The 26,259-nt window shown below is 71.8% G+C and carries 26 protein-coding genes; 9 read left to right on the top strand and 17 right to left on the bottom strand.

Annotated features, from left to right (window positions below; translation table 11 throughout):
- Position 1 precedes the first annotated feature (1 nt).
- A complete protein-coding gene (locus tag ACZ6ZP_RS20360) occupies positions 2 to 1,237 on the bottom strand; it encodes an HTTM domain-containing protein (protein WP_361466547.1) in 1,236 nt (411 codons plus the stop codon).
- The gene (locus tag ACZ6ZP_RS20355) at positions 1,234 to 2,121 is read right to left on the bottom strand and encodes a DUF5819 family protein (RefSeq protein WP_469407772.1); all 888 of its coding nucleotides are present in this window, start codon (positions 2,119 to 2,121) and stop codon (positions 1,234 to 1,236) included. Before ACZ6ZP_RS20355 ends, ACZ6ZP_RS20360 begins: the two co-directional genes overlap by 4 nt.
- A 236-nt stretch (positions 2,122 to 2,357) precedes the next feature.
- Here ACZ6ZP_RS20355 and paaA point away from each other — a divergent pair, with 236 nt between their 5' ends.
- The 6 genes from paaA to ACZ6ZP_RS20325 all read left to right on the top strand — a co-directional run bounded on the left by paaA (position 2,358) and on the right by ACZ6ZP_RS20325 (position 7,205).
- Positions 2,358 to 3,356 carry a 1,2-phenylacetyl-CoA epoxidase subunit PaaA gene (gene paaA / locus ACZ6ZP_RS20350; RefSeq protein WP_351168952.1) on the top strand — a complete coding sequence of 333 codons (999 nt, stop codon included), beginning with the start codon at positions 2,358 to 2,360 and terminating at the stop codon, positions 3,354 to 3,356.
- Positions 3,353 to 3,643, top strand: a complete 291-nt coding sequence (paaB, locus tag ACZ6ZP_RS20345; protein WP_344530569.1) for a 1,2-phenylacetyl-CoA epoxidase subunit PaaB — start codon at positions 3,353 to 3,355, stop codon at positions 3,641 to 3,643. The genes paaA and paaB overlap by 4 nt, the downstream gene beginning before the upstream one ends.
- The gene (gene paaC / locus ACZ6ZP_RS20340; RefSeq protein ID WP_469407770.1) at positions 3,640 to 4,398 is read left to right on the top strand and encodes a 1,2-phenylacetyl-CoA epoxidase subunit PaaC; all 759 of its coding nucleotides are present in this window, start codon (positions 3,640 to 3,642) and stop codon (positions 4,396 to 4,398) included. The genes paaB and paaC overlap by 4 nt, the downstream gene beginning before the upstream one ends.
- Complete coding sequence (gene paaD / locus ACZ6ZP_RS20335) at positions 4,392 to 4,883, top strand: 1,2-phenylacetyl-CoA epoxidase subunit PaaD (protein ID WP_351168959.1); 492 nt, start codon at positions 4,392 to 4,394, stop codon at positions 4,881 to 4,883. The genes paaC and paaD overlap by 7 nt, the downstream gene beginning before the upstream one ends.
- Positions 4,883 to 5,959: a 1,2-phenylacetyl-CoA epoxidase subunit PaaE gene (paaE, locus tag ACZ6ZP_RS20330; RefSeq protein ID WP_351168962.1), complete on the top strand. Its 1,077-nt coding sequence runs from the start codon at positions 4,883 to 4,885 to the stop codon at positions 5,957 to 5,959. The genes paaD and paaE overlap by 1 nt, the downstream gene beginning before the upstream one ends.
- Positions 5,960 to 6,071: 112 nt before the next feature.
- On the top strand, positions 6,072 to 7,205 hold the full coding sequence (locus ACZ6ZP_RS20325; RefSeq protein ID WP_469407767.1) for an acyl-CoA dehydrogenase family protein: 1,134 nt from the start codon (positions 6,072 to 6,074) through the stop codon (positions 7,203 to 7,205).
- A 25-nt stretch (positions 7,206 to 7,230) separates the two neighbouring features.
- Here the strand turns inward: ACZ6ZP_RS20325 and ACZ6ZP_RS20320 are convergent, their stop codons facing one another.
- From ACZ6ZP_RS20320 to ACZ6ZP_RS20310, 3 genes are all read right to left on the bottom strand, one after another.
- Positions 7,231 to 7,578: a rhodanese-like domain-containing protein gene (locus ACZ6ZP_RS20320; protein WP_469407765.1), complete on the bottom strand. Its 348-nt coding sequence runs from the start codon at positions 7,576 to 7,578 to the stop codon at positions 7,231 to 7,233.
- Between the two features lie 22 nt (positions 7,579 to 7,600).
- Positions 7,601 to 8,425 carry a hypothetical protein gene (locus ACZ6ZP_RS20315; RefSeq protein ID WP_469407954.1) on the bottom strand — a complete coding sequence of 275 codons (825 nt, stop codon included), beginning with the start codon at positions 8,423 to 8,425 and terminating at the stop codon, positions 7,601 to 7,603.
- Positions 8,426 to 8,608: 183 nt separating this feature from the next.
- Complete coding sequence (locus ACZ6ZP_RS20310) at positions 8,609 to 10,039, bottom strand: DUF2252 domain-containing protein (RefSeq protein WP_469407764.1); 1,431 nt, start codon at positions 10,037 to 10,039, stop codon at positions 8,609 to 8,611.
- 223 nt (positions 10,040 to 10,262) lie between these two features.
- Between ACZ6ZP_RS20310 and ACZ6ZP_RS20305 the strand changes: the two genes are divergently transcribed.
- Positions 10,263 to 10,844: a TetR/AcrR family transcriptional regulator gene (locus ACZ6ZP_RS20305; RefSeq protein WP_351168974.1), complete on the top strand. Its 582-nt coding sequence runs from the start codon at positions 10,263 to 10,265 to the stop codon at positions 10,842 to 10,844.
- 105 nt (positions 10,845 to 10,949) lie between these two features.
- Here the strand turns inward: ACZ6ZP_RS20305 and ACZ6ZP_RS20300 are convergent, their stop codons facing one another.
- The 10 genes from ACZ6ZP_RS20300 to ACZ6ZP_RS20255 form a co-directional block, all read right to left on the bottom strand.
- A complete protein-coding gene (locus tag ACZ6ZP_RS20300) occupies positions 10,950 to 11,726 on the bottom strand; it encodes a class I SAM-dependent methyltransferase (RefSeq protein WP_469407763.1) in 777 nt (258 codons plus the stop codon).
- A 150-nt stretch (positions 11,727 to 11,876) separates the two neighbouring features.
- The gene (locus ACZ6ZP_RS20295; protein WP_351168980.1) at positions 11,877 to 12,863 is read right to left on the bottom strand and encodes an aldo/keto reductase; all 987 of its coding nucleotides are present in this window, start codon (positions 12,861 to 12,863) and stop codon (positions 11,877 to 11,879) included.
- Positions 12,860 to 14,593, bottom strand: coding sequence for a GMC oxidoreductase (locus ACZ6ZP_RS20290; RefSeq protein WP_469407762.1), 1,734 nt, complete (start codon positions 14,591 to 14,593; stop codon positions 12,860 to 12,862). Before ACZ6ZP_RS20290 ends, ACZ6ZP_RS20295 begins: the two co-directional genes overlap by 4 nt.
- A gap of 124 nt (positions 14,594 to 14,717) precedes the next feature.
- Positions 14,718 to 15,899 carry an acyl-CoA dehydrogenase family protein gene (locus ACZ6ZP_RS20285; protein ID WP_469407761.1) on the bottom strand — a complete coding sequence of 394 codons (1,182 nt, stop codon included), beginning with the start codon at positions 15,897 to 15,899 and terminating at the stop codon, positions 14,718 to 14,720.
- The gene (locus ACZ6ZP_RS20280) at positions 15,896 to 16,612 is read right to left on the bottom strand and encodes a 4'-phosphopantetheinyl transferase family protein (RefSeq protein ID WP_469407760.1); all 717 of its coding nucleotides are present in this window, start codon (positions 16,610 to 16,612) and stop codon (positions 15,896 to 15,898) included. Before ACZ6ZP_RS20280 ends, ACZ6ZP_RS20285 begins: the two co-directional genes overlap by 4 nt.
- Positions 16,606 to 17,361 carry a class II aldolase/adducin family protein gene (locus tag ACZ6ZP_RS20275; RefSeq protein ID WP_351168992.1) on the bottom strand — a complete coding sequence of 252 codons (756 nt, stop codon included), beginning with the start codon at positions 17,359 to 17,361 and terminating at the stop codon, positions 16,606 to 16,608. The genes ACZ6ZP_RS20280 and ACZ6ZP_RS20275 overlap by 7 nt, the downstream gene beginning before the upstream one ends.
- A complete protein-coding gene (locus tag ACZ6ZP_RS20270) occupies positions 17,358 to 18,110 on the bottom strand; it encodes a dihydrodipicolinate reductase C-terminal domain-containing protein (RefSeq protein ID WP_469407758.1) in 753 nt (250 codons plus the stop codon). The genes ACZ6ZP_RS20275 and ACZ6ZP_RS20270 overlap by 4 nt, the downstream gene beginning before the upstream one ends.
- A complete protein-coding gene (locus ACZ6ZP_RS20265) occupies positions 18,103 to 18,375 on the bottom strand; it encodes a hypothetical protein (RefSeq protein ID WP_351168998.1) in 273 nt (90 codons plus the stop codon). The genes ACZ6ZP_RS20270 and ACZ6ZP_RS20265 overlap by 8 nt, the downstream gene beginning before the upstream one ends.
- A gap of 23 nt (positions 18,376 to 18,398) precedes the next feature.
- Positions 18,399 to 19,835 (bottom strand): class I adenylate-forming enzyme family protein, encoded by a 1,437-nt coding sequence (locus tag ACZ6ZP_RS20260; protein ID WP_469407757.1) that lies wholly within the window; start codon positions 19,833 to 19,835, stop codon positions 18,399 to 18,401.
- Positions 19,836 to 19,840: 5 nt separating this feature from the next.
- Positions 19,841 to 21,262 carry a nitroreductase family protein gene (locus ACZ6ZP_RS20255; RefSeq protein ID WP_351169004.1) on the bottom strand — a complete coding sequence of 474 codons (1,422 nt, stop codon included), beginning with the start codon at positions 21,260 to 21,262 and terminating at the stop codon, positions 19,841 to 19,843.
- Positions 21,263 to 21,533: 271 nt separating this feature from the next.
- Between ACZ6ZP_RS20255 and ACZ6ZP_RS20250 the strand changes: the two genes are divergently transcribed.
- Positions 21,534 to 22,331, top strand: coding sequence for a helix-turn-helix transcriptional regulator (locus ACZ6ZP_RS20250; RefSeq protein WP_469407952.1), 798 nt, complete (start codon positions 21,534 to 21,536; stop codon positions 22,329 to 22,331).
- Between the two features lie 73 nt (positions 22,332 to 22,404).
- The gene (locus tag ACZ6ZP_RS20245; RefSeq protein WP_361466581.1) at positions 22,405 to 23,772 is read left to right on the top strand and encodes an aminotransferase class V-fold PLP-dependent enzyme; all 1,368 of its coding nucleotides are present in this window, start codon (positions 22,405 to 22,407) and stop codon (positions 23,770 to 23,772) included.
- A gap of 235 nt (positions 23,773 to 24,007) precedes the next feature.
- Here the strand turns inward: ACZ6ZP_RS20245 and ACZ6ZP_RS20240 are convergent, their stop codons facing one another.
- Together ACZ6ZP_RS20240 and ACZ6ZP_RS20235 are read right to left on the bottom strand one after the other, a co-directional pair.
- Positions 24,008 to 25,147: a ThiF family adenylyltransferase gene (locus ACZ6ZP_RS20240; RefSeq protein ID WP_399975578.1), complete on the bottom strand. Its 1,140-nt coding sequence runs from the start codon at positions 25,145 to 25,147 to the stop codon at positions 24,008 to 24,010.
- A 16-nt stretch (positions 25,148 to 25,163) separates the two neighbouring features.
- The gene (locus tag ACZ6ZP_RS20235; RefSeq protein WP_383815664.1) at positions 25,164 to 26,249 is read right to left on the bottom strand and encodes a ketoacyl-ACP synthase III family protein; all 1,086 of its coding nucleotides are present in this window, start codon (positions 26,247 to 26,249) and stop codon (positions 25,164 to 25,166) included.
- Between the last annotated feature and the right edge of the window lie 10 nt (positions 26,250 to 26,259).

The following is a 26,259-nucleotide window of genomic DNA, read 5'->3' as shown; positions in this document are numbered from 1 at the left end:
TTCATGAGGGGAAGCCTACGCGCGCGTGCTCGGTGGATTCCGGGGCCGGTTCCTGGTCCGCTCCGCGCTGCCCCGGCACCGCACCGCCGCGCGAGAACCGCGAGTACAGCGCTCCACGCGCGCGTGCCGCCCAGCCTCCGACGCGCCGCAGGAACGACGTCGGCAGGAACACCGCGTCGGCCGCGATCATCGCGAGCGAGAAGAACGGCAGGCCGAGGACGACCGCGATGACGGCGTGCTCGAAGATCATGGCGGCCAGCAGGACGTTCTTGACCCGCCGGTTGAAGAGCGTGAAGGGGAAGGCGACCTGCACGGCGACCGTCCCGTACGTCACCAGCATCACCATGAGGCCGTGCGAGGTGAGCAGGTCGGAGAGCACGGGCCAGGGGGAGAAGTAGTCGAGCTGGAGCGGGTAGTAGACGGCCGTGCCGTCCTGCCAGCGGCTGCCCTGGATCTTGTACCAGCCCGCCGTCGCGTAGATCAGACACGCCTCGACCATGATGACCAGCAGTGCGGCGTTGTGCGCGAGTTTCACGACGACGTCGAGCAGCTTGAGCGCCTCACCGTCGGGCGCGCGCCGTCCGACGGCCCACCACAGGCCGTGCGTCAGCCACAGCCCCCAGAAGACCAGCAGCCAGCCGCCGCTGAGCTCCCCCATGAACGTCACCACGGACAGGCCGAGACCGAGGACCCACCACAGCACGGGCCCGACCCGGTCGGCGGGCTGAGCCATCTCCCCTGGGCCGACCGTCGCCGCACGCGCGCGTGCCGCACGCCGGGCGTCGAGCGACCAGACCTGGCCGCAGCGCGTGAACACCAGGTAGGTGGCCATGAGGTGGATGACGTTGTCGCCGCCGTCGCCCATGAAGATGGACCGGTTCTGCAGCGAGAGCACGCCGATCATGAAGAGCACGGACATCGTGCGGGTGCGCCAGCCGAGCATCAGCAGCACGCTGCTCAGGACGGCGAGCGCGTAGAAGGCCTCGAACCAGATGCGCCCGTCGGACCACATCAGGGCCGTGAAGGCGTCGTTCTCCGCGATGAGCTGCTGGGCCATGTCCCAGTTCCACGGGCTGTCGGGCCCGTACAGCTCATGGCGGTTGGGGAGTTCGCGCAGCAGGAAGAGCAGCCAGGTGGCGGCGAACCCGATGCGGACCACGGCGGTCTGATGGGGGCCGAGAGCGGATGCGGTGATCCGTTCGATGCCGCGCCCGAGCGCGGGGCCGAAGCGGTTCATCGGGCGTCCCCCTCGGACTTCCGAGCCTTGTCCAGGGGCAGGTCGTCGGGCGTCACCGACCACCAGGGCAGTTGGCGGAGCACCGGTTTGGTGCTGACCTTCTCGTCGCTCCACGCGGGGGCGGGCACGTTCGTGGTCCTGGAGCGGACCTGGACGCGCTCGATGGTGGCGCCTGCGCCCATGGCTTCCTCGCGCTCGACGCGCATCACGACGATGCGGCGGATGTAGCGCTCCGAGAGCTGTCCGCGCAGGCCGCGGGGACGATTCTGCGCGTCGTGCGCGGAGACGTAGAAGTCCCAGGCCCTGCGCAGTTCGTTCTGCTGCGTGTGGCTGGGCAGCAGATTGCCGTCGATGGCGGCGCCGTCGCGCGCGGAGAGGTCGTACCAGCCGGTGGTCCGGGTCGTTCCGTCGTCCCCACGGATCTCGGCGCGTGCCTGCACCGCGATGTTCTGCTGCATCGGGTTGGGCGCGAAGAGCTTCCAGTTCTGCTCGAACTCGGGATAGATCCAGTCGTCGACGGCCTGACCGTGCTGCTTGGTCATGGTGTTCGCGGGGGCGACGTGCAGGAAGAGCATCCCGACGTGGACGCAGGCCGTGACGGCGATGAGCGCCAGCGCGAGCGCGGCCACGACCTGACAGCGCGGCGAGAGGGCGGCGATGCCGGCGCGGGGCGGGGACGTGGACGCGGTGCCGGGGGGCGGCGGGGCGGCGGGGGGCGGGAGGGCGGTGGGAGACGGCGGGGCGGCGAGGGGCGGCGCGGCGGAGGCAACGGCGTCGGCGTCCGCGGGTGGGGGCGCGGCGGCGGCGTTGTGGAGTGGGGGCGCGGGGACGGCGTTGAGGGGTGGGGACGGCGACTCGTTCGCGTTGTTGTCGTTCGCGTCCATTCCGCCCCGATTCCCGATCCCGCACGGGGGTGCGCCCATAGGCCCCGCCCGTCACACGGCTCTCTACCGCTCTCTACCGCCCGCTTCGCACCGGAACGGTACTCATGCCTGCGCGCCAGGCACAGCGTCCGTGAAGTTATCCACAGGGTTGACACCTTATGGCGCTGAGCCGCACCATTGAATTCCACGAACCGAACGATCGGTCGGTAGCTAGCTAAAGGTCGAGGGGGACCGCGATGGCGACAGCAGCCGAGCATCAGACGGCCCGGTCCGAGCCGGACCAGGCAGCGGCCGACGCCGCACGCACAGCGGCGCACGAATCCGCCTTCGACGCCGCGGTCGCGGCCGACGAGCGCATCGAGCCGCGGGACTGGATGCCCGACGCCTACCGCGCCTCACTGGTCAGGCAGATAGCGCAGCACGCCCACTCCGAGATCATCGGCATGCAGCCGGAGGCGAACTGGATCACGCGCGCCCCCTCCCTGCGGCGCAAGGCGATCCTGATGGCCAAGGTGCAGGACGAGGCCGGCCACGGCCTGTATCTGTACAGCGCGGCCGAAACCCTCGGCACCAGCCGTGACGAACTGCTCGACAAGCTGCACTCGGGCCGCCAGAAGTACTCGTCGATCTTCAACTACCCGACGCTGACCTGGGCCGACGTCGGCGCGATCGGCTGGCTGGTGGACGGCGCCGCGATCACGAACCAAGTCCCGCTCTGCCGCTGTTCGTACGGCCCCTATGCCCGCGCGATGGTCCGCGTCTGCAAGGAGGAGTCGTTCCACCAGCGCCAGGGGTACGAATCGCTGCTCGCCCTCAGCCGGGGCACCGAGGCGCAGCACGCGATGGCACAGGACGCGGTGGACCGCTGGTGGTGGCCGTCCCTGATGATGTTCGGCCCGCCGGACGACGAGTCGTCGCACTCGGAGCAGTCGATGGTCTGGAAGATCAAGCGTCACTCGAACGACGAGCTGCGCCAGCGCTTCGTGGACATCTGCGTCCCCCAGGCCGAGTCCCTCGGACTCACCCTCCCCGACCCGGACCTGGTGTGGAACGAAGAGCGGGGACATCACGACTTCGGCCCGATCGACTGGACCGAGTTCTGGGCGGTCCTCAAGGGCAACGGCCCCTGCAACGAACAGCGGATCACCCAGCGCAAGAGCGCGCACGACGAAGGCGCGTGGGTGCGCGAGGCAGCAGCGGCGTTCGCCGCCAAGCACGGGGAGGCGACGGCATGAGCAGCTCGACCGACTGGCCGCTGTGGGAGGTGTTCGTGCGCTCCCGCCGCGGGCTCTCGCACACCCACGCCGGCAGCCTGCACGCGCCGGACGCGGAGATGGCCCTGCGCAACGCCCGCGATCTGTACACCCGCCGAAGCGAGGGCGTCTCCATCTGGGTCGTGCCGTCCACCCAGATCACCGCATCCTCGCCCGACGAGAAGGACTCCTTCTTCGAACCGGCGGGCGACAAGCCCTACCGCCACCCGACGTTCTACGACATCCCGGAGGGGGTGAAGCACCTGTGACCGCGCCCCTGACCCCGACGGCCACCGCCTCAGCCCTCGCCCTGGGCGACGACGCACTGGTGCTCTCGCACCGGCTGGGGGAGTGGGCGGGGCACGCACCCGTCCTCGAAGAAGAGGTCGCCCTGGCGAACATCGCCCTCGACCTACTCGGCCAGGCACGCGTCCTGCTCTCCCTGGCGGGGGACGAGGACGAACTGGCCTATCTGCGCGAGGAGCGCGCCTTCCGCAACCTCCAGCTGGTCGAGCAGCCGAACGGCGACTTCGCCCACACCATCGCCCGCCAGCTCTACTTCTCCACCTACCAGACCCTGCTGTACGGCCAGTTGGCGAGCGGCGACAGCACGTTCGCCCCGCTGGCGGCCAAGGCGGTCAAGGAAGTCGCCTACCACCAGGACCACGCGGAGCAGTGGACGCTGCGGCTCGGCGACGGGACGGCGGAGAGCCACGAGCGGATGCAGCGCGGACTCGACGCGCTCTGGCGGTTCACCGGCGAGATGTTCCAGCCGGTGGAGGGCCTCGACGGCGCACATGGAGCGGACGGCTCCGACGGCGTCGACCGGCAGGCGATGCGCGAGAGGTGGACGTCTTCGGTCACCGCCGTCATCGAGAAGGCGACCCTGACCGTGCCCTCGGGCCCCCAGGAAGGGGCCTGGGCGGCGGGCGCGGGCCGCCAGGGGCTGCACACCGAATCCTTCGGACGGATGCTCGCCGAGATGCAGCATCTGCACCGCAGCCACCCGGGGGCGTCATGGTGACCACTGCCCTGGAGGACGAGCTCATGGCCCTGGCGGGCTCCGTGCCCGACCCGGAGCTGCCGGTCATCACGCTGGCCGAGCTCGGGGTACTGCGCGGCGTCCGCGTCCGCGGCATCGGCAAGGTCGACGTGGAGCTCACCCCCACGTACACAGGCTGTCCGGCCATAGAGGCCATGACCGCCGACATCGAGCAGGTGCTGCACGAGCGCGGCATGGCGGAGGTCTCCGTACGCACCGTGCTCTCCCCCGCCTGGTCGACGGACGACATCAGCGCCGAGGGCCGCCGCAAACTGGCGGAGTTCGGCATCGCGCCCCCGCGCCCCCACAGCGCCGGCGGACCGATACCCCTCACCCTCTCGGTCCGCTGCCCGCACTGCGGCTCGACCGACACCGAACTGCTCAGCCGCTTCTCGTCCACGGCCTGCAAGGCCCTGCGCCGGTGCGTCGCCTGCCGTGAACCCTTCGACCACTTCAAGGAGTTGTGATGGCACGCTTCCACCAGCTCCGGATAGCGGCGGTCGAGCAGCTCACCGACGACTCCGTGACGCTGACCTTCGAGGTGCCGCCCGCCCTGCGGCAGGAGTACCGGTACGCACCGGGCCAGCACCTCGCCATCCGCCGCTTCGTCGACGGCACGGAGATCCGGCGGACGTACTCGATCTGCGCCCCCGCGCCCCACCCCGAACGCCCCTCGGAGCCGCAGACCTTGCGGGTCGGGGTGCGCTTCGTCGAAGGCGGCGCCTTCTCGACGTACGCCCTCAAGGAAGTCGCCGTCGGCGACGAGCTGGAGGTGATGACCCCAGCCGGGCGCTTCACGCTGGAACCCGCACCAGGGCGCTATGCGGCCGTGGTCGGCGGCAGCGGGATCACGCCGGTGCTCTCCATCGTCACGACGCTCCTGGAGCGCGAACCGCACGCCACGTTCTGTCTCATCCGAAGCGATCGCACCGCCGCGTCGACGATGTTCCTGGAGGAGGTCGCCGACCTCAAGGACCGCTGGCCGGACCGGTTCCAGCTGGTCACGGTGCTCTCCCGGGAGGAGCAGCAGTCGGGGCTCGACTCCGGGCGGCTCGACGAGGAGCGGCTCGCCGGGCTGCTGCCGGCGCTGCTGCCCGTCGAGGAGGTCGCGGGGTGGTTCCTGTGCGGTCCGTTCGGCCTGGTGCAGGGCGCGGAGAAGACACTGCGACGCCTCGGCGTGACGCGTCAGCGCATCCACGAGGAGATATTCCACGTGGACGACGGCCTCACGTCCGCCACGCCCGCCGCCGCGACAGCCGCCCCCGCGCACAGCACCGTGACGGTGACGCTCGACGGGCGCTCGGGCACCTGGCCGGTCCAGGACGGGGAGTCCCTCCTCGACACCGTGCTGCGCAACCGCGCGGACGCGCCGTACGCCTGCAAGGGCGGGGTGTGCGGGACCTGCCGGGCCTTCCGGGTCTCGGGCGAGGTGCGGATGAACCGCAACTTCGCGCTGGAGCCGGAGGAGACCGAGGCGGGGTATGTGCTCGCGTGCCAGTCGCATCCGGCCACGGACACGGTGGAGTTGGACTTCGACCGCTGAGACCTTCGCTGTTCCCTTCCCGTAGAACCTGTTCTATCTTGACGACCCGTCAGAAACGGCGGGCGTCGCAGTGGAGACAGAGCCGTCGGGCCGGTGCACGGGAGGACAAGCAGTGGACTTCACCTTCACCGAGGAACAGCAGGCGGCCGTCGAGGCGGCGAAGGCACTCTTCGCCTCCGTCGCACCCGACGGAGTACCGAGCCCCGCCCTCGTGCCGGGCGCCGTCGCCGAGGACTTCGACCGCGCACTGTGGGCCAAGCTCGCCGAAGCCGACCTCCTGAGCCTGCTCCTCGACCCCGGGCACGGCGGCGCGGGCCTGGACGCCATCGCCCTGTGCCTGGTCCTGCGCGAGTCGGCGAAACGGCTCGCCCGGGTCCCGCTCCTGGAAAGCAGCGCCGCCGCTTACGCCGTGCAGACGTACGGCAGCGCGGAGTTGAAGCAGCGGATCCTGCCGAAGGCCGCTCGCGGAGAGCTCGTCCTGACCGTCGCGGCGAACGGCCGCAGCGGCCACGACCCCGCCGAACTCGCCGTCACCGCACGGCAGGACGGCGACGGCTGGCTGCTCGACGGCACCCAGACAGCCGTGCCCTGGGCGCAGAACGCCGACTTCATCGTGGTGCCCGCCCACACATCAGCCGGCCGGTCCCTCCTCGCCCTCATCCCCCGCGTATACGAAGGCCTCACGCTCGCCGATCAGGTGTCCACGAGCGGCGAGCGCCTCGCCGAGCTGAACCTGGAATCCGTACGGATCGACGGCGCCGACGTCATCGAGGCTGGCGGGGCCTGGGACTGGCTGCGCGATCTGCTCGCCACCGGGACCTGCGCCCTCGCGCTCGGCCTCGGCGAGGGCGTACTGAGCATGACCAGCGAATACACCAGCAAGCGCGAGCAGTTCGGCTTCCCCGTCGCCACCTTCCAGGCCGTGGCCGTACAGGCAGCCGACCGTTACATCGACCTGCGCGCGATGGAGGTCACCCTCTGGCAGGCTGCCTGGCGCATCAGCACCGGCGCGAGCGGCGCCCTGCCCGCCGCGGGAGACGTGGCCGTCGCCAAGATCTGGGCGTCGGACGGCGTACGCAGGGTGGTGCAGACAGCCCAGCATCTGCACGGCGGCTTCGGATCCGACACCGACTACCCCCTGCACCGGTACCACGCGTGGGCCAAACAGCTAGAGCTGTCCCTCGGCCCGGCGGCGGCGCACGAGGAAGCACTGGGCGACCTGCTCGCGGCCCACCCGCTCGGCTGAAACCGCTGCCGAGGAGACCCGAGGACTAGATCACGGTGCCCGGCTGGCCCTTGTCGTCGACGACGGGCCGGCCCGCGGCCTCCCAGCTCTGCATGCCGCCCTCGACGTTCACCGCGTCGATGCCCTGCTGGACGAGGTACATCGCCACCTGCGCCGAACGCCCGCCGACCCGGCAGATGACATTGACCTTGCCGTCCTGCGGAGCGGCCTCCGTCAACTCGCCGTAGCGCGAGACGAACTCGCTCATCGGGATGTGCAGCGCGCCGGCGGCGTGGCCCGCCTGCCATTCCTCGTCCTCGCGCACGTCGAGGAGAAAGTCGTCGGGTGCGAGTTCGCCGATACCGACCGTGGGCACCTGTGATCCGAAAGCCATGCCCCCGACGCTACCCGACGGCCTAGGCCGTCAGCCTCGCAAGCTCCGCCTCGCGCTCGGTGACCTGCGCGAGCAGCTGCTCGGCGATCTCCTCAAGCAACTGGTCCGGATCGTCCGGCGCCATCCGCAGCATCGCGCCGATCGCACCCTCCTCCAGCTCACGGGCGACCACGGTGAGCAGCTCCTTGCGCTGGGCGAGCCACTCGAGGCGGGCGTAGAGCTCCTCGCTCTTGTTCGGCCACCGCTGCTCGGCCACGGGACCAGCGGCCCACTCCGCGGACAGCTCACGCAGCAGGGGCTCGTCCCCACGGGCGTACGCGGCGTTCACCCGCGTGATGAACTCCTCGCGGCGGCCGCGCTCCTCGTCCTCCTGGGCCAGGTCCGGGTGGGACTTGCGGACGAGCTCGCGGTAGAGCTTGCGGGCCTCGTCGCTGGGCCGCACCCGCTGCGGCGGCCGCACCGACTGATCGGTCAGCATCGCGGCGGCCTCCGGGTAGAGGCCCTCGCCGTCCATCCAGCCGTGGAACAGCTCCTCGACACCCGGCATCGGCATGACCCGCGCCCGTGCCTCGTCCGCCTTGCGCCGGTCCTCCGGGTCACCGCTGCGGGCCGCCAGGGCCTCGGCGATCTCCGCGTCCAGCTCGTCGAGCCGGGCGTACATCGGGCCGAGCTTCTGATGGTGCAGCCGGGAGAAGTTCTCCACCTCGACCCGGAACGTCTCGACGGCGATCTCGTACTCGATCAGCGCCTGCTCGGCCGCCCGGACCGCCTTCTCCAGCCGGTCCTCGGGCCGCGCGGCGCCGCCCTGCCCCGCCGCCCCGCCAGGAGCTTCGTGACCAACGGTCACGGGATCGGGATCGGGCGTCTGGGGCTGCGTCGGCTCGGCTTCCGGGGTCGTCACCCGTCCAGCCTAGGCCACCGCGCCACCGCCCCGACCGAGCGGCGTCCCGGACCGCCCGGCCCCGCCACGCCCTCGCCGCACAGCTCCGGGGGCCCCTCCCCCCTCCCTCCCCTCCTCCCCCCCGCCCCCTCACACCCCCGCCTCCGCCGCCACCCGCCCCTCCTTCACCGCACGCACCAGCTCCGTGTGGTCCGCCTCGGTCCGGTTCGCGTACGCCACCGCGAAGGCCGCCATCGCCGTGTCCAGCTCGTCGTTCTTGCCGGCGTACCCCGCGATGAGCCGCGGGTCGGCGCTGTGGGCGTGCGCGCGGGCCAGCAGGGCGCCGGTCATCCGGCCGTAGTCGTCGATCTGGTCGGCGGCCAGAGCCGCCGGGTCCACGCTGCCCTTGCGGTTCCTGAACTGCCGTACCTGGAAGGCCCTCCCGGCGACCGTCGTCCACCCCAGCAGGAAGTCGCTGACCACCTGCATCCGCTTCTGCCCGAGCACGACCCGGTGCCCCTCGTGCGCGACCCGCGGCACCGCGAAGCCCGCCGTGGGCAGATGCGGGAGCAGTGCGGACGGCCGTGCCTCCTTGACCTGGAGCACCAGTGGCTCGCCCCGGTGGTCGAGCAGCAGCACGACGTAGGACCGCAGGCCGACGCTGCCCGTGCCCACGACGCGGAACGCCACGTCCTGGATCGCGTACCGCGCGACGAGCGGCAGCCGGTCCTCGGACAGCGTGCCCACGTACTCCCCGAGGGCGGAGGCGACCTCGGCCGCCTCCGCGTCCGGTATTCGCCGCAGCACCGGTGGGGCGTCGACGAAGCGCCGCCCCTCGTGGCCGGCCTCGTCCCGGACCCGCTCGGTCGACTTGGCGGCGAACCGGGCGCTCGTGTTGTGCCGGGCCTTCTCGGAGACGCTTTCCAGGGTGCCGAGCAGGTCCCGGGCGTCCGTGTGCGAGACCAGCTCCTCGTCCGCGATGGCGTTCCACGCGTCGAGTGCCGGGAGCTTCGCGAGCAGCCGCATCGTGCGGCGGTAGGCGCCCACCGCGTCGAACGCCGCTTCCCTGCAGACGTCCTCGCTCGCACCCGCCTCACGCCCGGCGAGCACGAGGGAGGCCGCGAGGCGCTTCACGTCCCACTCCCAGGGTCCGTGCGCAGTCTCGTCGAAGTCGTTCAGGTCCATGACCAGACCGCCCCGCGCGTCCGCGTACAGGCCGAAGTTCGCCGCGTGTGCGTCGCCGCATATCTGGGCGCCTATCCCCGTCACGGGGGTCCGCGCGAGGTCGTACGCCATCAGCCCCGCGGCTCCGCGCAGGAAGGCGAAGGGCGACGCGGCCATCCTGCCCATCCGGATCGGCGTGAGCTCGGGGAGCCTGGTGCGGTTGGACTCCTCCACGGCCTCGACCGGGTCGGGGCGGCCGTCGTCCACGGTGAACCGCTCGTGCGAAGCGCGGCAGACGCGTCGACGCAGCGCCTTGCCCTCCTGCTTCGGCGAGGTCCGGGACGGCTGCGAGGCCTGCGAAGACCACTGCCCGAACCCCTTCACGTGCGGCAGCCGTGCACCTTTGAACTCCGCCATGACCCACCCCCAACGTCCAGGCGGCCCCTGTGGGCCTCGCCTGGCATTGAAGGTACCGCCGGGGTGCCGATCGGCATCAGCACCTGTGGACAACCCGCTGTCTGTGGAAAACCGGCCTCACCAGCGTGGGTGACCGGCATCACAAAAGTTGGACGGATGGCTAACGCCTAGCGGCACATGCCTTATTGTCCAAGGGAGCAAGCTACACACAATAGGAGAGTGGATGAAGACGCGCGCGGGCCTGACCGTCGACAAAATCATCCAGGCCGCTGCCGCCCTGGCCGACGAGCGCGGCTTCGAAGCGGTCACCCTCTCGGCGCTCGCCCGCAGCTTCGGCGTCAAGGACGCCAGCCTGTACTCGCACGTCAAGAACCTCCAGGACGTACGGACGCGGGTGGCACTGCTGGCAGCCGAGGAGATGGGCGCCGAACTCGCCGCCGCCATCGCCGGCCGTTCGGCCGAGGACGCGCTGGCGGCCTTCGCCGACGCCTACCGCGACTTCGCCCTGCGCTGTCCGGGCCGGTACGCGGCGACACAGATGCGGATGGACCTGGAGCAGATCGCCGACGCCAAGGGCTTCCTCCTCAACATCGAGCTGACGTACGCGGTGCTGCGCGCCTACGACCTCAAGGAGCCCGATCTGACCGACGCGGTGCGCTTCATGCGCAGCACGTTCCACGGCTTCATCAACATCGAGGCGGTCGGCGGGTTCGGGCATCCGCGCGACCTCGACGCGTCCTGGCGCAAGACCGTCGCAGCGGTGCACTCGGTGCTCCGGCAGTGGCCCCGCTCCACAACCGCCTAGCGGCGCCGGTCCCGGATTCGCCGACCGCGGACGCGCCGATCGCGGCAACCGGTGGCGCGACAGGGGGACACCCCTCTGTCGCGCCGGCCTGCTTCCCGTCTCCCGTCACTCGCCCCACTTCATGTAGATGACCGGCGGCTCGCGGCCGGGGAGCTGACGCAGGGGGGCGTGGTCGAGGCCGAAGACCTCCCGCAGGGCTGTCGTCTCGCCGGGCCACTTGGGGTGGGTCAGCTCGTCGAAGGCGAGGATGCTGCCCTTGGTGAGGTGCGGCTTTATCGCCTGGAGGAGCTCCTTCGTCGGCTGGTAGAGGTCCAGGTCGAAGTAGGCCATGGCGATGATCGTCTCCGGGTTCTCCTCCAGATACCGCGGCACGGTCTCGCGTACGTCGCCCTGGACGACGAAGGAGCGCTGGGTGTGTCCGAAGGGCTCGGTGGCCTCGTGGGCGGCAAGGACCTCGCGCAGGTGGTCGACCTCGCCGTCGGGCGTCGCGAAACGTCCCGGGACGGCACTGGTGCTGACCTTGTCGACGTCCTTGATGTCGTCGGGGAAGCCGGTGAAGGTGTCGAAGCCGACGATGCGACGCAGCGAGTTGTACGGCTCGTAGATGCTGCGCAGCGCCGTCATGGTGGCCAGGTGGCGGCCGTGGAGCACGCCGAACTCCATGATGGTGCCGGGGACTTCGGGCAGCATGCGGTAGAGCGCGTCCATGGACAGCAGGTCGGCCAGTTGGTGCCTTCGCATGTAGACCGACAGGTTGTCGATCAGGTACTCCGGCGGGATCGGGGACTCGACGAGCAGCTTGGTCAGCCGCTCGCGCGCCTCGCGGTCCTGCGCCGACTCGTGCGGGACGATCCGCGGGTCCGTGTAGCTGTTCTCGGCCATGGGTGGATTCCTTTCAGCCCAGTTCAGGTCTGGTCAGGTCAGTTCAGGTCTGGCCCGGTCTGGTCAGGTCAGGTTGGGTCAGTTCAAGTTCGGGTCGGGTCGGGTCGGGTCGGGTCGGGTCGGGTCAAGTACGGGGCAGGTCAGGCGAGTTCAGGTCAGCCAGCAGTCGGGGGCGGGGCCACCGCGGCCGACCGGCGGGAAGAGCGCGTCGAGCCGGGTCAGCAGGGACTCGGGCAGGTCGCACTCCAGCGCTTCGAGTGCGCCCTCGATGTGCTGCTCCGTGCGCGGCCCGATCACCGCGGCCGTCACACCCGGGCGCGCCAGCGTCCAGGCCATGCCGACGACCGCCGGGTCGAGGCCGTGCTCGGCGCAGAGGTTCTCGTAGGACTCGATGGTGGCGTGGTGCACGTCCAGGGCCGCCGCCGCACGGCCCTGCGCCGACTTGACGGCGGAGCCGGCCCGCTTCTTGCGGAGCACGCCGCCGAGCAGGCCGCCGTGCAGCGGTGACCAGACCAGCAGGCCCAGTCCGTGCGCCTGGGCCGCGGGCATGACCTCGAGCTCCGGATAGCGGGTGACGAGGTTGTAGACGCACTGCTCCGAGACCAGGCCCAGGGTGTTCCTGCGCTGTGCGGCCGCCTGGGCGGAGGCGATGTCCCAGCCCGCGAAGTTGGACGAGCCGACATAGCGCACCTTGCCCTGGGTGACCAGGAGGTCCATCGCCTGCCAGACCTCGTCCCAGGCCACGGACCGGTCGATGTGGTGCATCTGGTAGACATCGATCCAGTCCGTGCCCAGACGTTTGAGCGACGCCTCGCAGGCCGCGACGATGTTGCGGGCCGACAGGCCACGGTCGTTCAGGCCCTCGCCCATCGGGTCGCCCACCTTGGTGGCCAGGACGACCTGGTCGCGGCGGGCCGGGCCCTTGTCGAGCCAGCGGCCGATGACCTCCTCCGTGTGGCCCTTGTGGACCCGCCACCCGTAGGTGTTGGCGGTGTCGATCAGGTTGATGCCCCGCTCCAGGGCATGGTCCATGAGGCGGTGCGCCTCCGGTTCCTCCACCCGGCCGCCGAAGTTGACGGTGCCGAGGGCCAGCCTGCTGACGCGCAGACCGGTGCGGCCCAGCTGAGTGTGGATCACGCGTGGTCCCCTTCGTCCCGCATCCGTGTCTCCGATGCCCGTGTTGTCCGTGCCGCCTGTGCCCTTGGTGCCTGGGCCCGTGTGGTTCGTGCCTCTGGTGCCTGTGCCGCGTCGGCCGTGCCGGGCCGCAGCCGGATGCGGCGCGCGATGTCGCGCGCCCCCAGGACGGAGAGCGCGACGCTGGTGAGGGTGGGGTTGCAGGCCGTCCGCGTCGGTATGACGCCGTTTCCCGCGACGTAGAGGTTGTCGACCCCCCACACCCGGCTGCTGGGATCGCAGACGCTGGTGCCGTCGTCGACGGCGCCCATGCGCACGGTCCCCTGGTAGTGCAGGGAGCTGCCCGACGGGAGGATCCAGGGGGTCTCGCCGTCGGCGGGGCGGCCGAGGACCTTGCTCAGGCGCAGCGCCTCGGCCTCGGCCTCGGCGAGCGTCGCGCGGTCCCCGTCGTCGAGGGTGTGGTGGATCGTCATCGCGGGCATGCCGATCCAGTCGCGTTCGGTGTCGCTGAACTCCAGCCGGTTGTCGGCCCGTGGCTCCTGCGAGGTGAACAGGTGCACCGAGACCAGCGGTCTGCCCGCCCGGCCGCTGTCGGCGCTCTGCGCGACCGTGGCGGGGTCGATCCGGGTGAGCATGCAGTGGAACGGATATCTCTCGCCCTCGTAAGGGATCCAGGTCACCCCGCTCGGAGCCTCGCTCGCCCCTGAACCGCCCGAGCCGCCTTCGCCGCCTGAACCGCCCTCCCCACCGTCGCCGCCCTCGGCGCCGCCGAAGCCGTGGACCTCGGCGATGACCGAGACCTGCGGGTGCTCGTTGAGGTAGCGGCCCAGGGCCTGGGGGCGTACGCCGGAGGCGAAGAGCAGCTGCGGGGTGCGCAGCGGGTCGGCCGCGACGACGACGTAGTCGGCGCGCACAACGTGGACGGCTCCGGTGGCCCGGTCGCGCAGCCGTACTCCGACGGCCCGCCCGTCCTCCACGAGCACCTTCTCGCACAGCGTGTCCGCGCGCAGTTCGACGCCCGCGCCGGGTCCCGTCGGCAGCTCCCGCAGGATCACGTCCGTGCCGCTGCGCCGCACCTGGTTCCCGGTGCGTACGGCGGCCATGGGCATGGCCCGCACCCTCCGGTCCTGCGCCCGCCCCTCGTCGAGCTCCTCGCCCAGGACGCGTTCGAGATGGGCGGCGAAGGCCGAGTCGGAGAACTGGGTGCCGGACACCTGGAGAAGCCGCTCGGCGATCGCGTACGCCTCGTCGAGCCCCTCCGGGTCCACGCAGTCGATGCGCTCGGCGTCGCCGGGCCGGGGGGACGCCCCGAACCAGAGCGCCCCCATGCCGCCCACGTTGCAGGACTGCTGTGCCGCGGGCAGCCCGTCGCCGGTCAAGTCCCCCGATCCGACGGGGAACATGCCCGGCCTGGTGACGAGGGCCCGCCCCCGCTCCTCGCGGGACTGGTTGTGCGCGATGGCCGACGCCGTGGCGATGCCGTACGGGTGCTGGAACGGCCCTTGGGCGGCGACCCGGGCGCGGTCGTGCTCATCGGCGTCGGCGACGGCGGTCAGGTGCAGTCCCGGCGGATCCGTCAGGGCGGGTCCCGCCTCGACCACCAGCACGCCGGCCGAGGGGTGCGCCTGGTGGATCTGGTGGGCGTAGGTCGCGCCCGTCGGACCGCTGCCGATGATGACTACGTCGACGGCTTCCGTGCTCTCGGTCGTCCCGGTGGACTTCTGGACCGACACGCTGCTCCTGTCTGCGGGTCTATGGCTCTACGGCTCTACGGGTCTATGGCTCTACGGCTGCTCACAGCTGCTCTACGGCTGCTCTGCGGCAGCTCTACGGCTGCTCTACGGCTGCTCAACGGCTCTAAAGCGAGCGGGCGATGACAACGCGTTGGATCTGGTTGGTACCCTCGATGATCTGGAGCAGCTTCGCCTCGCGCATCCAGCGTTCGACCGGGTGATCCTGGACGTATCCGTAGGCGCCCAGGGCCTGTACGGCGTCCGTGGTGACGCGCATGGCGGTCTCGGTGGCGAAGAGCTTGGCGCGGGCCGCCGCGGCGGTCACGGCCGAGGCGCTCGCGCCGGAGTCCAGCGTGCGGGCCGCTTCGCGCACCAGGGCGCGGGCGGCGTCGACCTGCGTGGACATGTCGGCGAGCATGAAGGCGAGGCCCTGGAAGTCCGCCACGGGACGGCCGAACTGCCGCCGGGTCTTGGTGTAGGCGACGGCGTGGTCCAGGGCGGCGGAGGCCAGGCCCACCGCGCAGGCGGCGATGGCCAGGCGGCCCCGGTCGAAGAGGCCGGTCGCGATGAGGAACCCCTTGCCCGGGCGGCCGATCAGCCGCTCGGCCGGGATCTGGGCCCCGTCGAACGCGACGGCCGCGGTGGGCGACGAGCGCACCCCCATCTTCTTCTCGAGCCGCTGGACATGCAGGCCCGGCGTCCCGGCGTCGGCGAGGAGCACGGAAAGGCCCCGGATGCCGGGCCCTCCGGTGCGGCAGAAGACGTTGTAGTGGTCGGCCTGCCCGGCGTGGCTGGTCCATGCCTTGGTGCCGTCGACCGTGTAGGGGCCTTCCTCGGCGGCCTGGCGTGCCGTGCAGGCGATGGCCGCGATGTCGGAGCCCGCCTCGGCCTCCGATATGCAGTTGGCGCCCAGTTGTTCGCCGCCGAGCATGCCGGGCAGCCACCGCTCACGTTGGCGCTCGGTGCCGTAGGCGGCCAGCGGGTAGCAGGACAGGACGTGGATGTTGACGGACTGTGCGACGCCCAGCCACCGCTTGGCCAGGATCTCCAGCACGGTGAGGTAGACCTCCTGGCTCTGCCCGCCGCCGCCGTACCGCGTGGGGTACGGCAGGCTGAGCAGCCCGGCGCGGCCGAGGGTCCGCAGGATCTCCCGCGGGAACCGCGCGCGGGCCTCGAAGTCGTCGGCGTTCGGGGCGAGTTCCTTCTCCGCCAGCTGTACGGCCAGCGCCACCAGATCGCGGACCTCTTCGTCCTGCGTCCCTGTCCTGCCCGGCGAGAGGGCTTCGGCGTACGGAGGGCTGGTCATCGTGACACCGCTCTTCTCTCTGGTGCGGGGGCGGAGGTGAGGTGGTGGGGCCCGGCTTCCGGGGCCATCAGGGCGAGGCGGACCGCGGCCGGGCGGTGCGGCTGGTCGAAGGCGACGGCCAGGGCGGTCGCGGGGAGGTGCTGCAGCACCCGCCACCGCAGGCCCCGCCAGCTCCCGGCGTCCGCCAGCAGCGCTCCGGGGCAGGTCTCGGGCCTGCGCGTCAGCCCCGTCCCGGTGGCCTTGGCGCACGCCTCGTGGATCGTCCAGCGCCGGGCCAGCACCGCCGCCTGCCGCTCGGGCGGGAGCACGGCCAGCTCGCGCCGCTGTTCCGCCGAGCAACAGCGGTTCAGCAGGCCGGTGGTGGGCGGTACCGGCCCCTGGATGTCGATGCCCACGGCGCGGCCCACGGCGACGGCGACGGCGACCGTACCGCCGCTGTGGGAGACGCTGACGCCCGTGGACGGCAGGTCGTCGAGGACGGGTTTGCCCCGGTCGGTGCGGCCTATCCGGCAGGCCCGCGTCCAGCTGCCCAGGCTGCGCTCCAGTGCCCAGCGCAGCAGGGCCCGGCCCGCGGTGAACTCCCGGGCCCTGCCCGGCGCGAAGGCCTGCGCCCGGAGCGCCTCCTCCGCGCTGAGCAGGTGCGCGTGGCGTGCCGCGGCGGTGGCCGGCGCGCAGGCCACGAGGATGTCGTGGCGCGGGCCCGCGGTCACCATGAGGCGGCTTCGGGCCAGACGCCGCGGACGCGTCGGACGGCGTAGTCCCAGTAGGAGCGCACGGAGAGGTCCGCGTAGATGAAGTCCCGTTTGAGGGCGACGTCCGCCTCGGAGGCCCAGGTGTAGGGGGTGCCGCTCTGTTCCGCCAGCAGTTGCAGGCGGCAGGCGCGCTCCAGGACCTGTGCGAAGACCGCGGCGTGCCGCACGCTCTTGCCGACGATCACCCCGCCGTGGTTGCGCAGCAGGACGCCCTCGGCGTCGCCGAGCGACTCGGCGATGGCGTCGCCGGTCTCCTGGTCGAGCACCGTGTTGCTGGTCCGGGTGAACAGGCCGAGGGCGCCGGTGAAGTGCGCGCCGTCGTGCGAGAGGGGCCGCAGCTCCAGGTCCGTGGCGCCGAAGACCAGGGTGTGCGGGGCGTGGCTGTGGACGATGCCGTTGACGTCCGGGCGGGCCCGGTAGATCGCCTGGTGCAGCGGGAGTTCGGGCGGGGCGAGCGGGTCGACGGGGGCGTCCGCGTGGATGGACGCGGCCACCACCTGGTCGGGGGTCGCCTCGTCGAAGCCGCACAGGGCGTTCTTGATGAAGAAGGTGTCGGAGTTGGGCATCCGGGCCGATATCTGGCCCTGGTTGAAGTCGTCGTGCCCGTCGAGGGAGAGCATGCGGGCTCCCGCGGCGATCTGCCCGGCCAGCCGGGCGGGTACGCGGGGCAGGGTGCGGCGGTCCTCCGCGGCGGCTGCGGCCGGTGTCATCGTGGGTCCTCCTGCCGGTCGGTCACCGCGCCGCCCATGGTGGCGAGCATGTCGTCGAACACCTCGTGGATCGGATAGGTGCCGGGGGCGCGGCCCACGCTCCAGCCCGCGGCGCCGATGGCGCCGGACGCGGCCGCGTCGAGGGAGTGGACCTGGTGGCCGATGGTCAGTGCCTGTTCGGGCCATGCGAGCCGGATCTCGTGGTCGCTGACGGCCGGGCCGCTGCGCAGCGAGGCGACGTCGGCGGCGGAGCTGCCGGTGTGCCGCAGCCACTCCTGGGCGAGGCGGGTGGCCGTGGTGCTGGGCCGGTGTGCCTTGGTGGCGGGGTGGCGTTCCAGGACGGCGGCCTCCGGTACGGCTCCGGTGATGCCGGCCCGTTCCATGGTGGCGACCACTTCCGCGATGTGCCGCAGGGCGCGGGTCTGGAGGTAGTTGCCGAGCGACAGGTTGGGGGCGAGGACGACCGGGGTGCCGGCCGCGTGTGCGTCGAGCAGCCGGAGCCGTTCCTCGTCGAGGCCGGAGACGCACTCGACGAGGGGCACTCCCAGGCGGGCGCTGAGGGCGACGGCCTGGGCGACGGCGGCGGGCGCGGAGCAGTCGACGAGGACGTCGGGCACCGGCGCGGCGTCCCACTGGTCGGGGCGCCGCGCGTCGTAGAGGTGGACAACGGCCCCTTCCGCCGTGGCCGTCCGGTGGATCGCCCGGCCGAGGCGGCCCGCCCCGAAGACGCCGATGGCGGGTTCAGGCATCGGCCGACTCCCGAAGGTGCTGACCGATCAGTTCGACGAGGCTGTCGATGGTCTGGAAGCGCTCGTTCTCCTCCTCGGGGTCGAGGTAGACCCCGAGTTCGTTCTCGACCGTGTCGATCATGCGTATGTAGGCGAGCGACGAGTAACTCACCTCGGGCAGCGACCAGTTCGCGGCCGCCAGGTCCCGCTCGGTCAGGTCGCCCTCTGCCGAGCTGAGCACGATGCGCACGATGCGCGAACGGATGTCGTCCGGGGAGGCCGGCATGGCTGCGTTCTCCTTGAGCGTGGTCACTGGATGTCCTCGGTGTCGTCGAACATGCGGCGCAGGGCCGCGGTGGCGGGCTTGCCGCTGGAACTGCGGGGGATCTGCGGCACGATGCGTACGAGGCTGGGGATCTTGTACGGGGCCAGGCGTTCGGCCAGGTGCCGGCGCGGCACGGCCGGGTCCAGGCCGGGGGCGGCGGCGAGGACCGCGGCGAGTGCGGCGCTCCCGTGCCGGTCGGGGATTTCCAGGACGATCGCGTCCCGCACTCCCGGCGCCCCGGCGAGGGCTTCGGCGACCTCGACCGCGTCGATCTTGCGGCCGCCGACGTTGATGACCTGGCTGGTGCGGCCGGTCAGTACGAGGCTCGTGCCGGACAGGTGGCCCGTGTCGCTCGTGCGGTAGAAGCCGTCCGCGCCGATACGGCTCTCCAGCACTCCGGGGGCGTTGAGGTAGCGGGTGCCCATGGACTGGCTCCTGACCTCGACGACGCCGGGTTCTTCGGCGCTGCCGGCCCGCAGTTCGACGCCGGGAAGCGGCTGGCCGAGGCCGGGGTCGGTCAGCGGGTCGGTGGCGAAGGTGAGTGGTCCGGCCTCGGCGATGCCGAAGTAGTTCTGCAGCGGTACGCCGGTGCTGTGCACGAACCGCTGCTTGGTGTCCGGGCCGAGCGGCGCCGCCGAGGAGATCGCCATCCGCAGATCGGGCAGCGCCTCGGGAGACAGCGGGCGCCGCACCAAGGATTCGTAGAGCGCGGGGAAGCCGACCAGGCGGGTGGCGGCGCTGCCGCGCAGCATCCGCGAGACCGCGCCGGCCGTGGGCAGTCCGCTGCCCAGGTGCAGCCGTGCCCCGACGAGGAACGCCGACAGCAGGGAGGTGTTGAAGGCGAGGCCGTTGGACAGCGAGGCGAAGCACAGGATGCTGTCGTCGTCGCGGAGTCCGGTGCCGTCGGCCCAGTTGGCGGCGGCGCGGTGCACGGCACCGCCACGGAACTCGATGCAGTTGGGGCGGCCGGTGGATCCGGAGGTGAAGCGGCAGACCTCCGTCTCGTCGTGCAGGGCGGGGCGGTCGCCGCGGGCCGGGAAGCGGGTGGCGTGCAGGGGTCCGAGGGTGCCGCACGGGGTGCCGTGCTCCGGGACCGGCGTGCTCTCCTCGTGGACCAGCAGATCGAGCCCGCAGTCCTCCTGGATGACGCGGGTCTCCTGCGGGCCCGCGGCCCGGTCGATGAGGAACGGTACGCATCCGGCCTTGAGGGCGGCCAGATACGTCACCACGTACGCGACGGAGTTGCCGGCCTGGATGCCGACGCGCGGCCGGTCCCGCCCGGGCAGCAGTTCCCTTACGGCGAGCGCCAGTTGGCCGCTCGTCTCGTCCAGCTCCCGGTAGCCGAGCGCCGAGCGGCGGTCGGCGACGGCGGGGGCGTCGCCGTGGGCGCGCAGGGCCTGGGTGATGACGTCGATCAGCATGGGCGTCACCGCTGCCCGTGGGCGTGGGCGGGCTGCAGGCGGTCGATCTTGACGGCGGAGGTGCCGGGGGTGCCGAGCATCGCGACGTAGAGGACCTCGTCCTCGTCCGCCAGGCCCGCCAGAGTGTGCCAGCGTCCGGCGTCGAAGCCGCCGATGGTGGTGACGGCGATGCCGGTTCCGGTGGCGCCGAGGTACAGCAGGTGGGCCAGGCTGCCCGCGCGCAGCAGGGCCTCGTCGACGCCGCGCATGCCGAGCCGGAAGATGTCCTGGTGGCGGGCGTGGAAGACGACGGCCGCGCCGGTGTGGCGCAGTTGCTCCTGCCCCATGCAGATCCGCACGATGTCGTCGCCGGTCGCCTCGGTGGTCCCGGCGGGCTCGACGGCGATGTCACCGGTGGCGTGGATCGGGTACGCGCCCGGGGCGAGCCCGGTGACCCGGCGGGCGATGAGGGTGGCGCCGAAGCCGTCGGAGGGGGACAGGTCGGTCGTCAGCGGGGTGCCGAGGACGGCGAGCGCCTCCCGCACCCGGTCGGCCGGCAGGTCGGCGTCGCCGAAGTCCTTCGCGGAGCGCCGCCAGGCGGTGAGGTCCGCAAGGGCCGAGTGGAGCGCGGGGACGCCCGGGTCCGCTCCGCCCGGACCGGTCAGCAGGGGGCGCGGGCGCGCGGCGGTGGACTGGGCCGGCGGCTGCTGGAGGTGGGACACCAGGCCCCGCCAACATCGTCCTTCGGAGCCGTCCGCGAGACGGTGCACCGGGGGCACGCTCCGCCAGTCCGTACAGGTCCAAGTGCCCGGCGAGCGCTCGTGTTCGGTGACGGGGTCGGCCGCCAGCAGGACGCTGTGCGGGAAGACGTGGTTGTCGCCCAGGCGCAGCAGGCCGCTGAGGGGTCCGGTCGCCGCGCGGGTGAGCCACTGCGCACGGCGGTGGCTGCGCTCCGCCAGGCACAGCAGGTGGGTGCCCAGGTGTGCGGCGTCCAACTGGGCGTAGAGGTAGCCCCGGTCGTCGTACTTGCGTATGGACAGCCACGGGCGGACCGCGATCAGCACCAGGAAGGCGTCCGGTCCCGGCAGGGTGAGCCCGCCGCCGTCCAGCGCCTTGGCCACCTGCTCGCCGCGGTGCAGCAGCCGGCAGCTGCGCCGGGTGACGTCCACGGAGAACACCGCGGGGCCCGCGGGGCCGCCGGTGACCACGTAGTGCTCGTACGGGTAGAGGGCGCCGGCCGACGGCACGGAGGGGCCGCCGTTGAGGGACCCCTCGGCGGACGCCTCGAAAAGGGCCAGTGCGGCGCGCAGTTCGGCGGGGACGGCCATCCCCTGGGGCCGGGGGGCGCCGTCGGGAGCGGCGGCGAGCGCCATCTGCTGCCAGAAGCGCAGGGCGTCCCGTTCCGCGTCGGCGGGCCGGTCGTCCATGACGGAGCCTTTGTCCTTCACCGGTATCGCTTCTCCTTCCTGCCGAGGCGGGCTCGACGACTACGTGCAGTAATGCCGAAAAGCAGGACCAATGCTTTCTCCAACAACGGTTGCAATCTTGCCAGATAAGCGCAGAACCGTGTAGACCCTTTAGTGACCAGCAACGGTCGTGACCGGAAAAGGACAGGCGGGGGAAAGGATTAATTAAGTGCTCCTGCAGGCAAATACAAATGGAGAGAACTCCACCCTGGAAACGCTGTCGGAACTGATAGGAAGGCAGCAGCGGGCCTTGGTGGAGGCCGGTGAGGTCACCCATTCCCTGCAGTTGCAGCTGTCCGCCATCGCCCTGCACCACAGCGGGGCCCCGGGCACGGCGGCCACGGCCGTCGCGGGCGTCGAGGAGATCGACGACCCGGGCCGGGTGCGCGCCCTGCTCGACTCCGTGGCCACGATGGCCCGGCACCGGATCCGTGTCATCCAGCCGTCCGCCGTGGCCCGGCACCTGATCGCGGACTGGCTCGGCAACGACCGATACGGGCCCGAGGACGGCGTCGAGGTCCGCACGATCCACCAGAGTTCTTTGCTGCACAGCGAGCGGGCCGCCTCCTACCTGGACCGTCTCGCGCGGCGCGGAGTACGCGTCCGGGTCGCGCCGTTGCTGCCGTTCCGCCTGATCATGGTGGACGAGACGTTCGCGCTGGTCTGCCCGCCGGACACGACGCTGCTGGTGCGCCAGCCCGCCCTGCTCCAGCTCCTTGCCCGGATGTTCGAGTTCTGCTGGGACGACGCACGCGACCTGTGCAAGCCGGCGGCGGAGACCCCGCACGAGGAGATGTCGGCGCCCGGCGCCCCGCCCGGTGGGGGCCCGGCGCCCCTGAGCGAGCAGCAGTTGGTCATCCTCAGGCTGTGGGCGAAGGGCCGCCAGGACCCCGACGTCGCCCGTGAGCTGCGGGTCTCCGACCGCACACTGCGCCGCATGGTGTCCGTGCTGCTGCGCCGTCTCGGGGTGAGCAGCCGCTTCGAGGCCGGTGTCGTGGCCGCGCGCACGCATCGGCTCCTGGAGGACACCGAGCGGGTGCCGCTGCCCTGACCGCCCACCTCCCCCACCGCTTTGCCCTCTGGGCCCGCACGGGCCGTCTCTGTTCACCTACCAGGAGTGCGACATGTCTGTTCAGCCGTCCTTGCCGACCACCGAGGTGGAACTCGGTGACCCGCTGCCCGTGCTGGGCGCCGATGTGACGGTGCCGCTCGTCACCGGGGGCGAAGTGCCCTATGCCGCCCTCGACTACGCGGCCAGCTCCCCGGTCCTCGCCTCCGTGTGGAACGACGTGGCCTCGTACGTGCCGTACTACGGCAGCGTGCACCGCGGCGCGGGCTATCTCTCGCAGCTGTCCACCGACCTGTTCGAGCAGAGCCGGGAGACCGTCCGGGAGTTCCTCGGATGCCGGGCCGATGACGAGGTCGTCTTCACCCGGTCGACCACCGACTCGCTCAACATGATGGCCGCGGTGCTGCCCGCGGGGACCAAGGTGTACGTCTTCGAGACGGAGCACCACGCCGCCCTGCTGCCGTGGCGCGACACGGAGTTGACCCTGCTGAGGGCGCCCGGCACCCGCCACGAGGCGGTCGAGATCGTGGCCGAGGCCCTGGCGGGCCACGACCCGGAGCGGCCCGGCCTCGTCTGTGTCACCGGCGCCTCCAACGTCACGGGCGAGCTGTGGCCGGTCGCGGAGATCACCGAGGTGGCGCACGCGGCCGGGGCGCGGGTCGTCCTGGACGCCGCCCAGCTCGTGCCGCACCGCCCGGTCGACATCGGCGAACTGGGCGTGGACTACGTCGCGTTCTCCGGGCACAAGATGTACGCGCCGTTCGGAACGGGTGTGCTGGCCGGGCGCGCGGACTGGCTGCGCGAAGCCGAGCCGTATCTGGCCGGGGGCGGGGCGAGCAGGCGGGTCGTGCGCGGCGGCGACGGGTTCTGCGTCGAGTGGCAGCACGGCTCCGCGCGGCACGAGGCCGGGTCGCCGAACGTCGTCGGCGCCTACGCGCTGGCCTCCGCCTGCCGCGCGCTCCGGTCGCAGGGTTTCGCATCGCTGGTGGCGCGCGAGGAAGCGCTGCTGCGGCGGACCCTGGCCGGTTTGGCGGCGATACCGCAGGTCAAGGTGTTGTCGCTGCTGGGCGATTGCGCTCCGCGGGTCGGTGTCGTCAGCTTCGTGGTCGAGGGCTGGAACAGTTCGCACCTGGCGTCGGCGCTCTCCGCCGAGCACGGGATCGGGGTGCGTGACGGCATGTTCTGCGCCCACCCGCTGGTCCGCGCCCTGCTCGGCAACGCCCCCGACCAGCCGGACGAGTGCGGCGCCCCGGAGCCGCTGGCGCCGGGCGAGCGGCCGGTGAACGCCGTGCGGGCGAGCTTCGGCGCCGGCACCCCCGTCGAGCACGTCGACCGGCTGGTGGCCGCGGTCGCCCGGCTCGCCCGCGACGGCGCGCGGTGGACCTATCGCACCGAGGCGGGGCGCTGCGTTCCGGTGCGCTGAAAGGGCCGCTACGACATGTGCCCGCCTGTCACGGGACAGGCGGGCACGCCGCTGTTATCGGTGATGCCGATAGAATGCGAATGCATTCTTCACGCACGGTCTTCACACACGGCCAGATCCGGGAATACAGAATTTCGGACCCCGCATTTCGCCGCGGGTCCGGGAGTTGCCTGTCGGGGGTCCGTCCGGCACGGAAATCTGCACGGAGAGTAGTCGTGCCGGGGGTGCGGGCGGATCAGTAGGAGGGCATGGCGGTGTCGATCCGCTCGGCCCAGGCCAGGATGCCGCCGCCCAGATGGACCGCCTCCGGGTGGCCGCTCCTCTTGACCACCGCGAGCACCTCCGCCGAGCGGATGCCCGCCCGGCACAGCAACACGGTCCTGCGGTCCCTGGGCAGCCGGTCGGCGGCGTCACCGCGCAGGAACTCCCCCTGCGGGATGAGCACCGAGCCGGGCAGATGGGCGAAGGCGTACTCGTCCGGCTCACGGACATCGACCAGAGTGACCGGCTCGCCCCCGTCGAGCAGGGCCTTGAGTTCCTCCGCCGACACGGTGGACTCCCGTGCGGCCTGTGCCGCCTCCGGGGAGAGCAGGCCGAAGAAGGGCTCGGCGGCCGTGAGTTCGTCCGGCCGCCGGGTGCGGGCGTCCGGCCGCAGCGGCACGGTCACACAGGTGGCGGCCATCGCGTCGTACTTCATCACGCGGCCGACCAGGGGCTCGCCCGCGCCGGTGAGCAGTTTGACGGTCTCGGTGGCCAGCGTCACGGCGAGCCAGGCCCCCACCACCTTCAGCGTCCCGGCCATACCGCGGAAGTAGGGGGCGGGGGGCTCGGGGTACAGGTCCCGGAAGCCGGGCCCGTGCGGGTCCCAGAAGACGGCGGCGCGACCGCCGGTGGCGTCCATGGAGCCCCACACGAAGGGGATGCCGGCCTGGGCGCAGACGTCGTCGACGAGCCGGCACCTGGCCTGGTCCTCGCCCGCGCACACCACCAGGTCGTAACCCTCGACCAGTTCCCGTGCCGAGGTCACGTCGAACCGGCCCTCGACGGCCGTCCGCACGGAGGGATGGGTGCGCCGCAGGGCCCTGGTCCAGGCGGACGCCCGGTCGGTCGGCTCCTCGCCCGGAATGCCGAGGTAGCGGTCCCAGGGGTTGAGCGGTGATCCGTCGGAGACGCCGATGAAACCGACGCCCGAGTCGGCGAGATGGGCGATGAGCGGCGCTCCGATCTCGTCGGCGCCGATGACCAGCACTCTGCCGGCGGCGAGCCGTCGCTGGCCCGGTGCGCCGTGGCCGGACAGGATCAACTGGTGTGCGTGGCGGCGGACTTCGCTGTCGGACAGCTCGGCAACGGGCCGCACGAGGGGCGGAAAGGGCATGGCGGTCAGCTCCTCTTCACTTCTGGGGTACGGGAGCCGACGCGGCCCGGTCCCCGTCGGCGGCGGTGGCCCAGGAGGGCAGGTGCAGGATCTCGATGACCGCGGCGCCCCAGTTGAAGCCGTATCCGGTACCGGCGAGCACCACACGGTCGCCGGGCTCCAACTGGCCGGTGGTGAGGAGGTGTTCGAGCCCGGCGCACTGGTCGCCCGACCCGAGGTGGCTGACCTGGCGCCCGAACTCCCAGGTGGTGCGCTCCTGTCCGACGCCCATGTCGGCGAGCATGTTCCACCAGCGCACGGTCTGGCCGTTGTGCGGCATGACGAAGCGCCGTACGTCGGCGACGTCGGTCTTCGCCTCGTCGAGCGCCTGCTGGAGGCAGTCACCGATGCCCCCGGCGATCTGCAGGGAGATCGACTCCAGGTCGTTGAGGTTCTTGCGCATGAAGTCCGTCTTGCGGGCCCGCATGTTGAGGGGTTTGTCGCCGGAGGCCGGTGCGTCCTTGAGCCCGCGGCCCCGGTACATGTGCTCCAGCGACGAGTCCGACGTGAGGACGCAGGAGACGACCCGGGCGAAGCCGGGGGTCCGGCCGAGCACGAGGGCCGTGCCCCCGTCGGCCATGACCGTGCCGCTCTCGGTGCGGAACCGGTCGAACCCCGGCAGACAGAACCGCTCGCCGGTGGTGACCAGGACGGCGGCGTCGTCGTCGCAGCCCGCGAGGAACCCGGCCGCGAGCGACAGCGCGGCCATGCCCCCGTTCGACTTCTGGTCGATCTCGACGGCCGGTGCGTTGCCCCCGATGGTGTGGTGCTGGATGTAGGAGGCAGGCGTCCACATGTCCTGGCCCTGGAAGTACGCGCTGGCGTGCAGCAGCAGCCGTACGTCCTCGGGGGCCAGATCGGTCCCGGCGCGTTCGAGTGCCACACGGGCCGCGTCCACGGCCAGGTCGGGGGCGAACACGTCGTCCGACACTGTCACCCCCAGGAGGGCGTTGGCGACGTGCTCGGCGGAGGCGTAACGCCCGTCGGCCACGGCCTCTTCGAGGTCGAGGCGCCGTCCCAGACGGACGCCGAGGGATGTGAGGTAGATGTCGTTGAGGAGCAAGACCAGGCCT

It is taken from the genome of Streptomyces sp. NPDC054047, from assembly GCF_055585065.1.
The sequence above is the reverse complement of the archived record's forward strand: the minus strand, read 5'-3'. Positions and strand labels throughout refer to the sequence as shown.

Bases quoted from the DNA above. Each gene is read 5' to 3' on its own strand.
- ACZ6ZP_RS20360 (WP_361466547.1), bottom strand. From the start codon at position 1,237: ATGAACCGCTTCGGCCCCGCGCTCGGGCGCGGCATCGAACGGATCACC.
- ACZ6ZP_RS20355 (WP_469407772.1), bottom strand. From the start codon at position 2,121: ATGGACGCGAACGACAACAACGCGAACGAGTCGCCGTCCCCACCCCTC.
- paaA (WP_351168952.1), top strand. From the start codon at position 2,358: ATGGCGACAGCAGCCGAGCATCAGACGGCCCGGTCCGAGCCGGACCAG.
- paaB (WP_344530569.1), top strand. From the start codon at position 3,353: ATGAGCAGCTCGACCGACTGGCCGCTGTGGGAGGTGTTCGTGCGCTCC.
- paaD (WP_351168959.1), top strand. From the start codon at position 4,392: ATGGTGACCACTGCCCTGGAGGACGAGCTCATGGCCCTGGCGGGCTCC.
- paaE (WP_351168962.1), top strand. From the start codon at position 4,883: ATGGCACGCTTCCACCAGCTCCGGATAGCGGCGGTCGAGCAGCTCACC.
- ACZ6ZP_RS20320 (WP_469407765.1), bottom strand. From the start codon at position 7,578: ATGGCTTTCGGATCACAGGTGCCCACGGTCGGTATCGGCGAACTCGCA.
- ACZ6ZP_RS20310 (WP_469407764.1), bottom strand. From the start codon at position 10,039: ATGGCGGAGTTCAAAGGTGCACGGCTGCCGCACGTGAAGGGGTTCGGG.
- ACZ6ZP_RS20305 (WP_351168974.1), top strand. From the start codon at position 10,263: ATGAAGACGCGCGCGGGCCTGACCGTCGACAAAATCATCCAGGCCGCT.
- ACZ6ZP_RS20300 (WP_469407763.1), bottom strand. From the start codon at position 11,726: ATGGCCGAGAACAGCTACACGGACCCGCGGATCGTCCCGCACGAGTCG.
- ACZ6ZP_RS20285 (WP_469407761.1), bottom strand. From the start codon at position 15,899: ATGACCAGCCCTCCGTACGCCGAAGCCCTCTCGCCGGGCAGGACAGGG.
- ACZ6ZP_RS20280 (WP_469407760.1), bottom strand. From the start codon at position 16,612: ATGGTGACCGCGGGCCCGCGCCACGACATCCTCGTGGCCTGCGCGCCG.
- ACZ6ZP_RS20275 (WP_351168992.1), bottom strand. From the start codon at position 17,361: ATGACACCGGCCGCAGCCGCCGCGGAGGACCGCCGCACCCTGCCCCGC.
- ACZ6ZP_RS20270 (WP_469407758.1), bottom strand. From the start codon at position 18,110: ATGCCTGAACCCGCCATCGGCGTCTTCGGGGCGGGCCGCCTCGGCCGG.
- ACZ6ZP_RS20265 (WP_351168998.1), bottom strand. From the start codon at position 18,375: ATGCCGGCCTCCCCGGACGACATCCGTTCGCGCATCGTGCGCATCGTG.
- ACZ6ZP_RS20260 (WP_469407757.1), bottom strand. From the start codon at position 19,835: ATGCTGATCGACGTCATCACCCAGGCCCTGCGCGCCCACGGCGACGCC.
- ACZ6ZP_RS20245 (WP_361466581.1), top strand. From the start codon at position 22,405: ATGTCTGTTCAGCCGTCCTTGCCGACCACCGAGGTGGAACTCGGTGAC.
- ACZ6ZP_RS20240 (WP_399975578.1), bottom strand. From the start codon at position 25,147: ATGCCCTTTCCGCCCCTCGTGCGGCCCGTTGCCGAGCTGTCCGACAGC.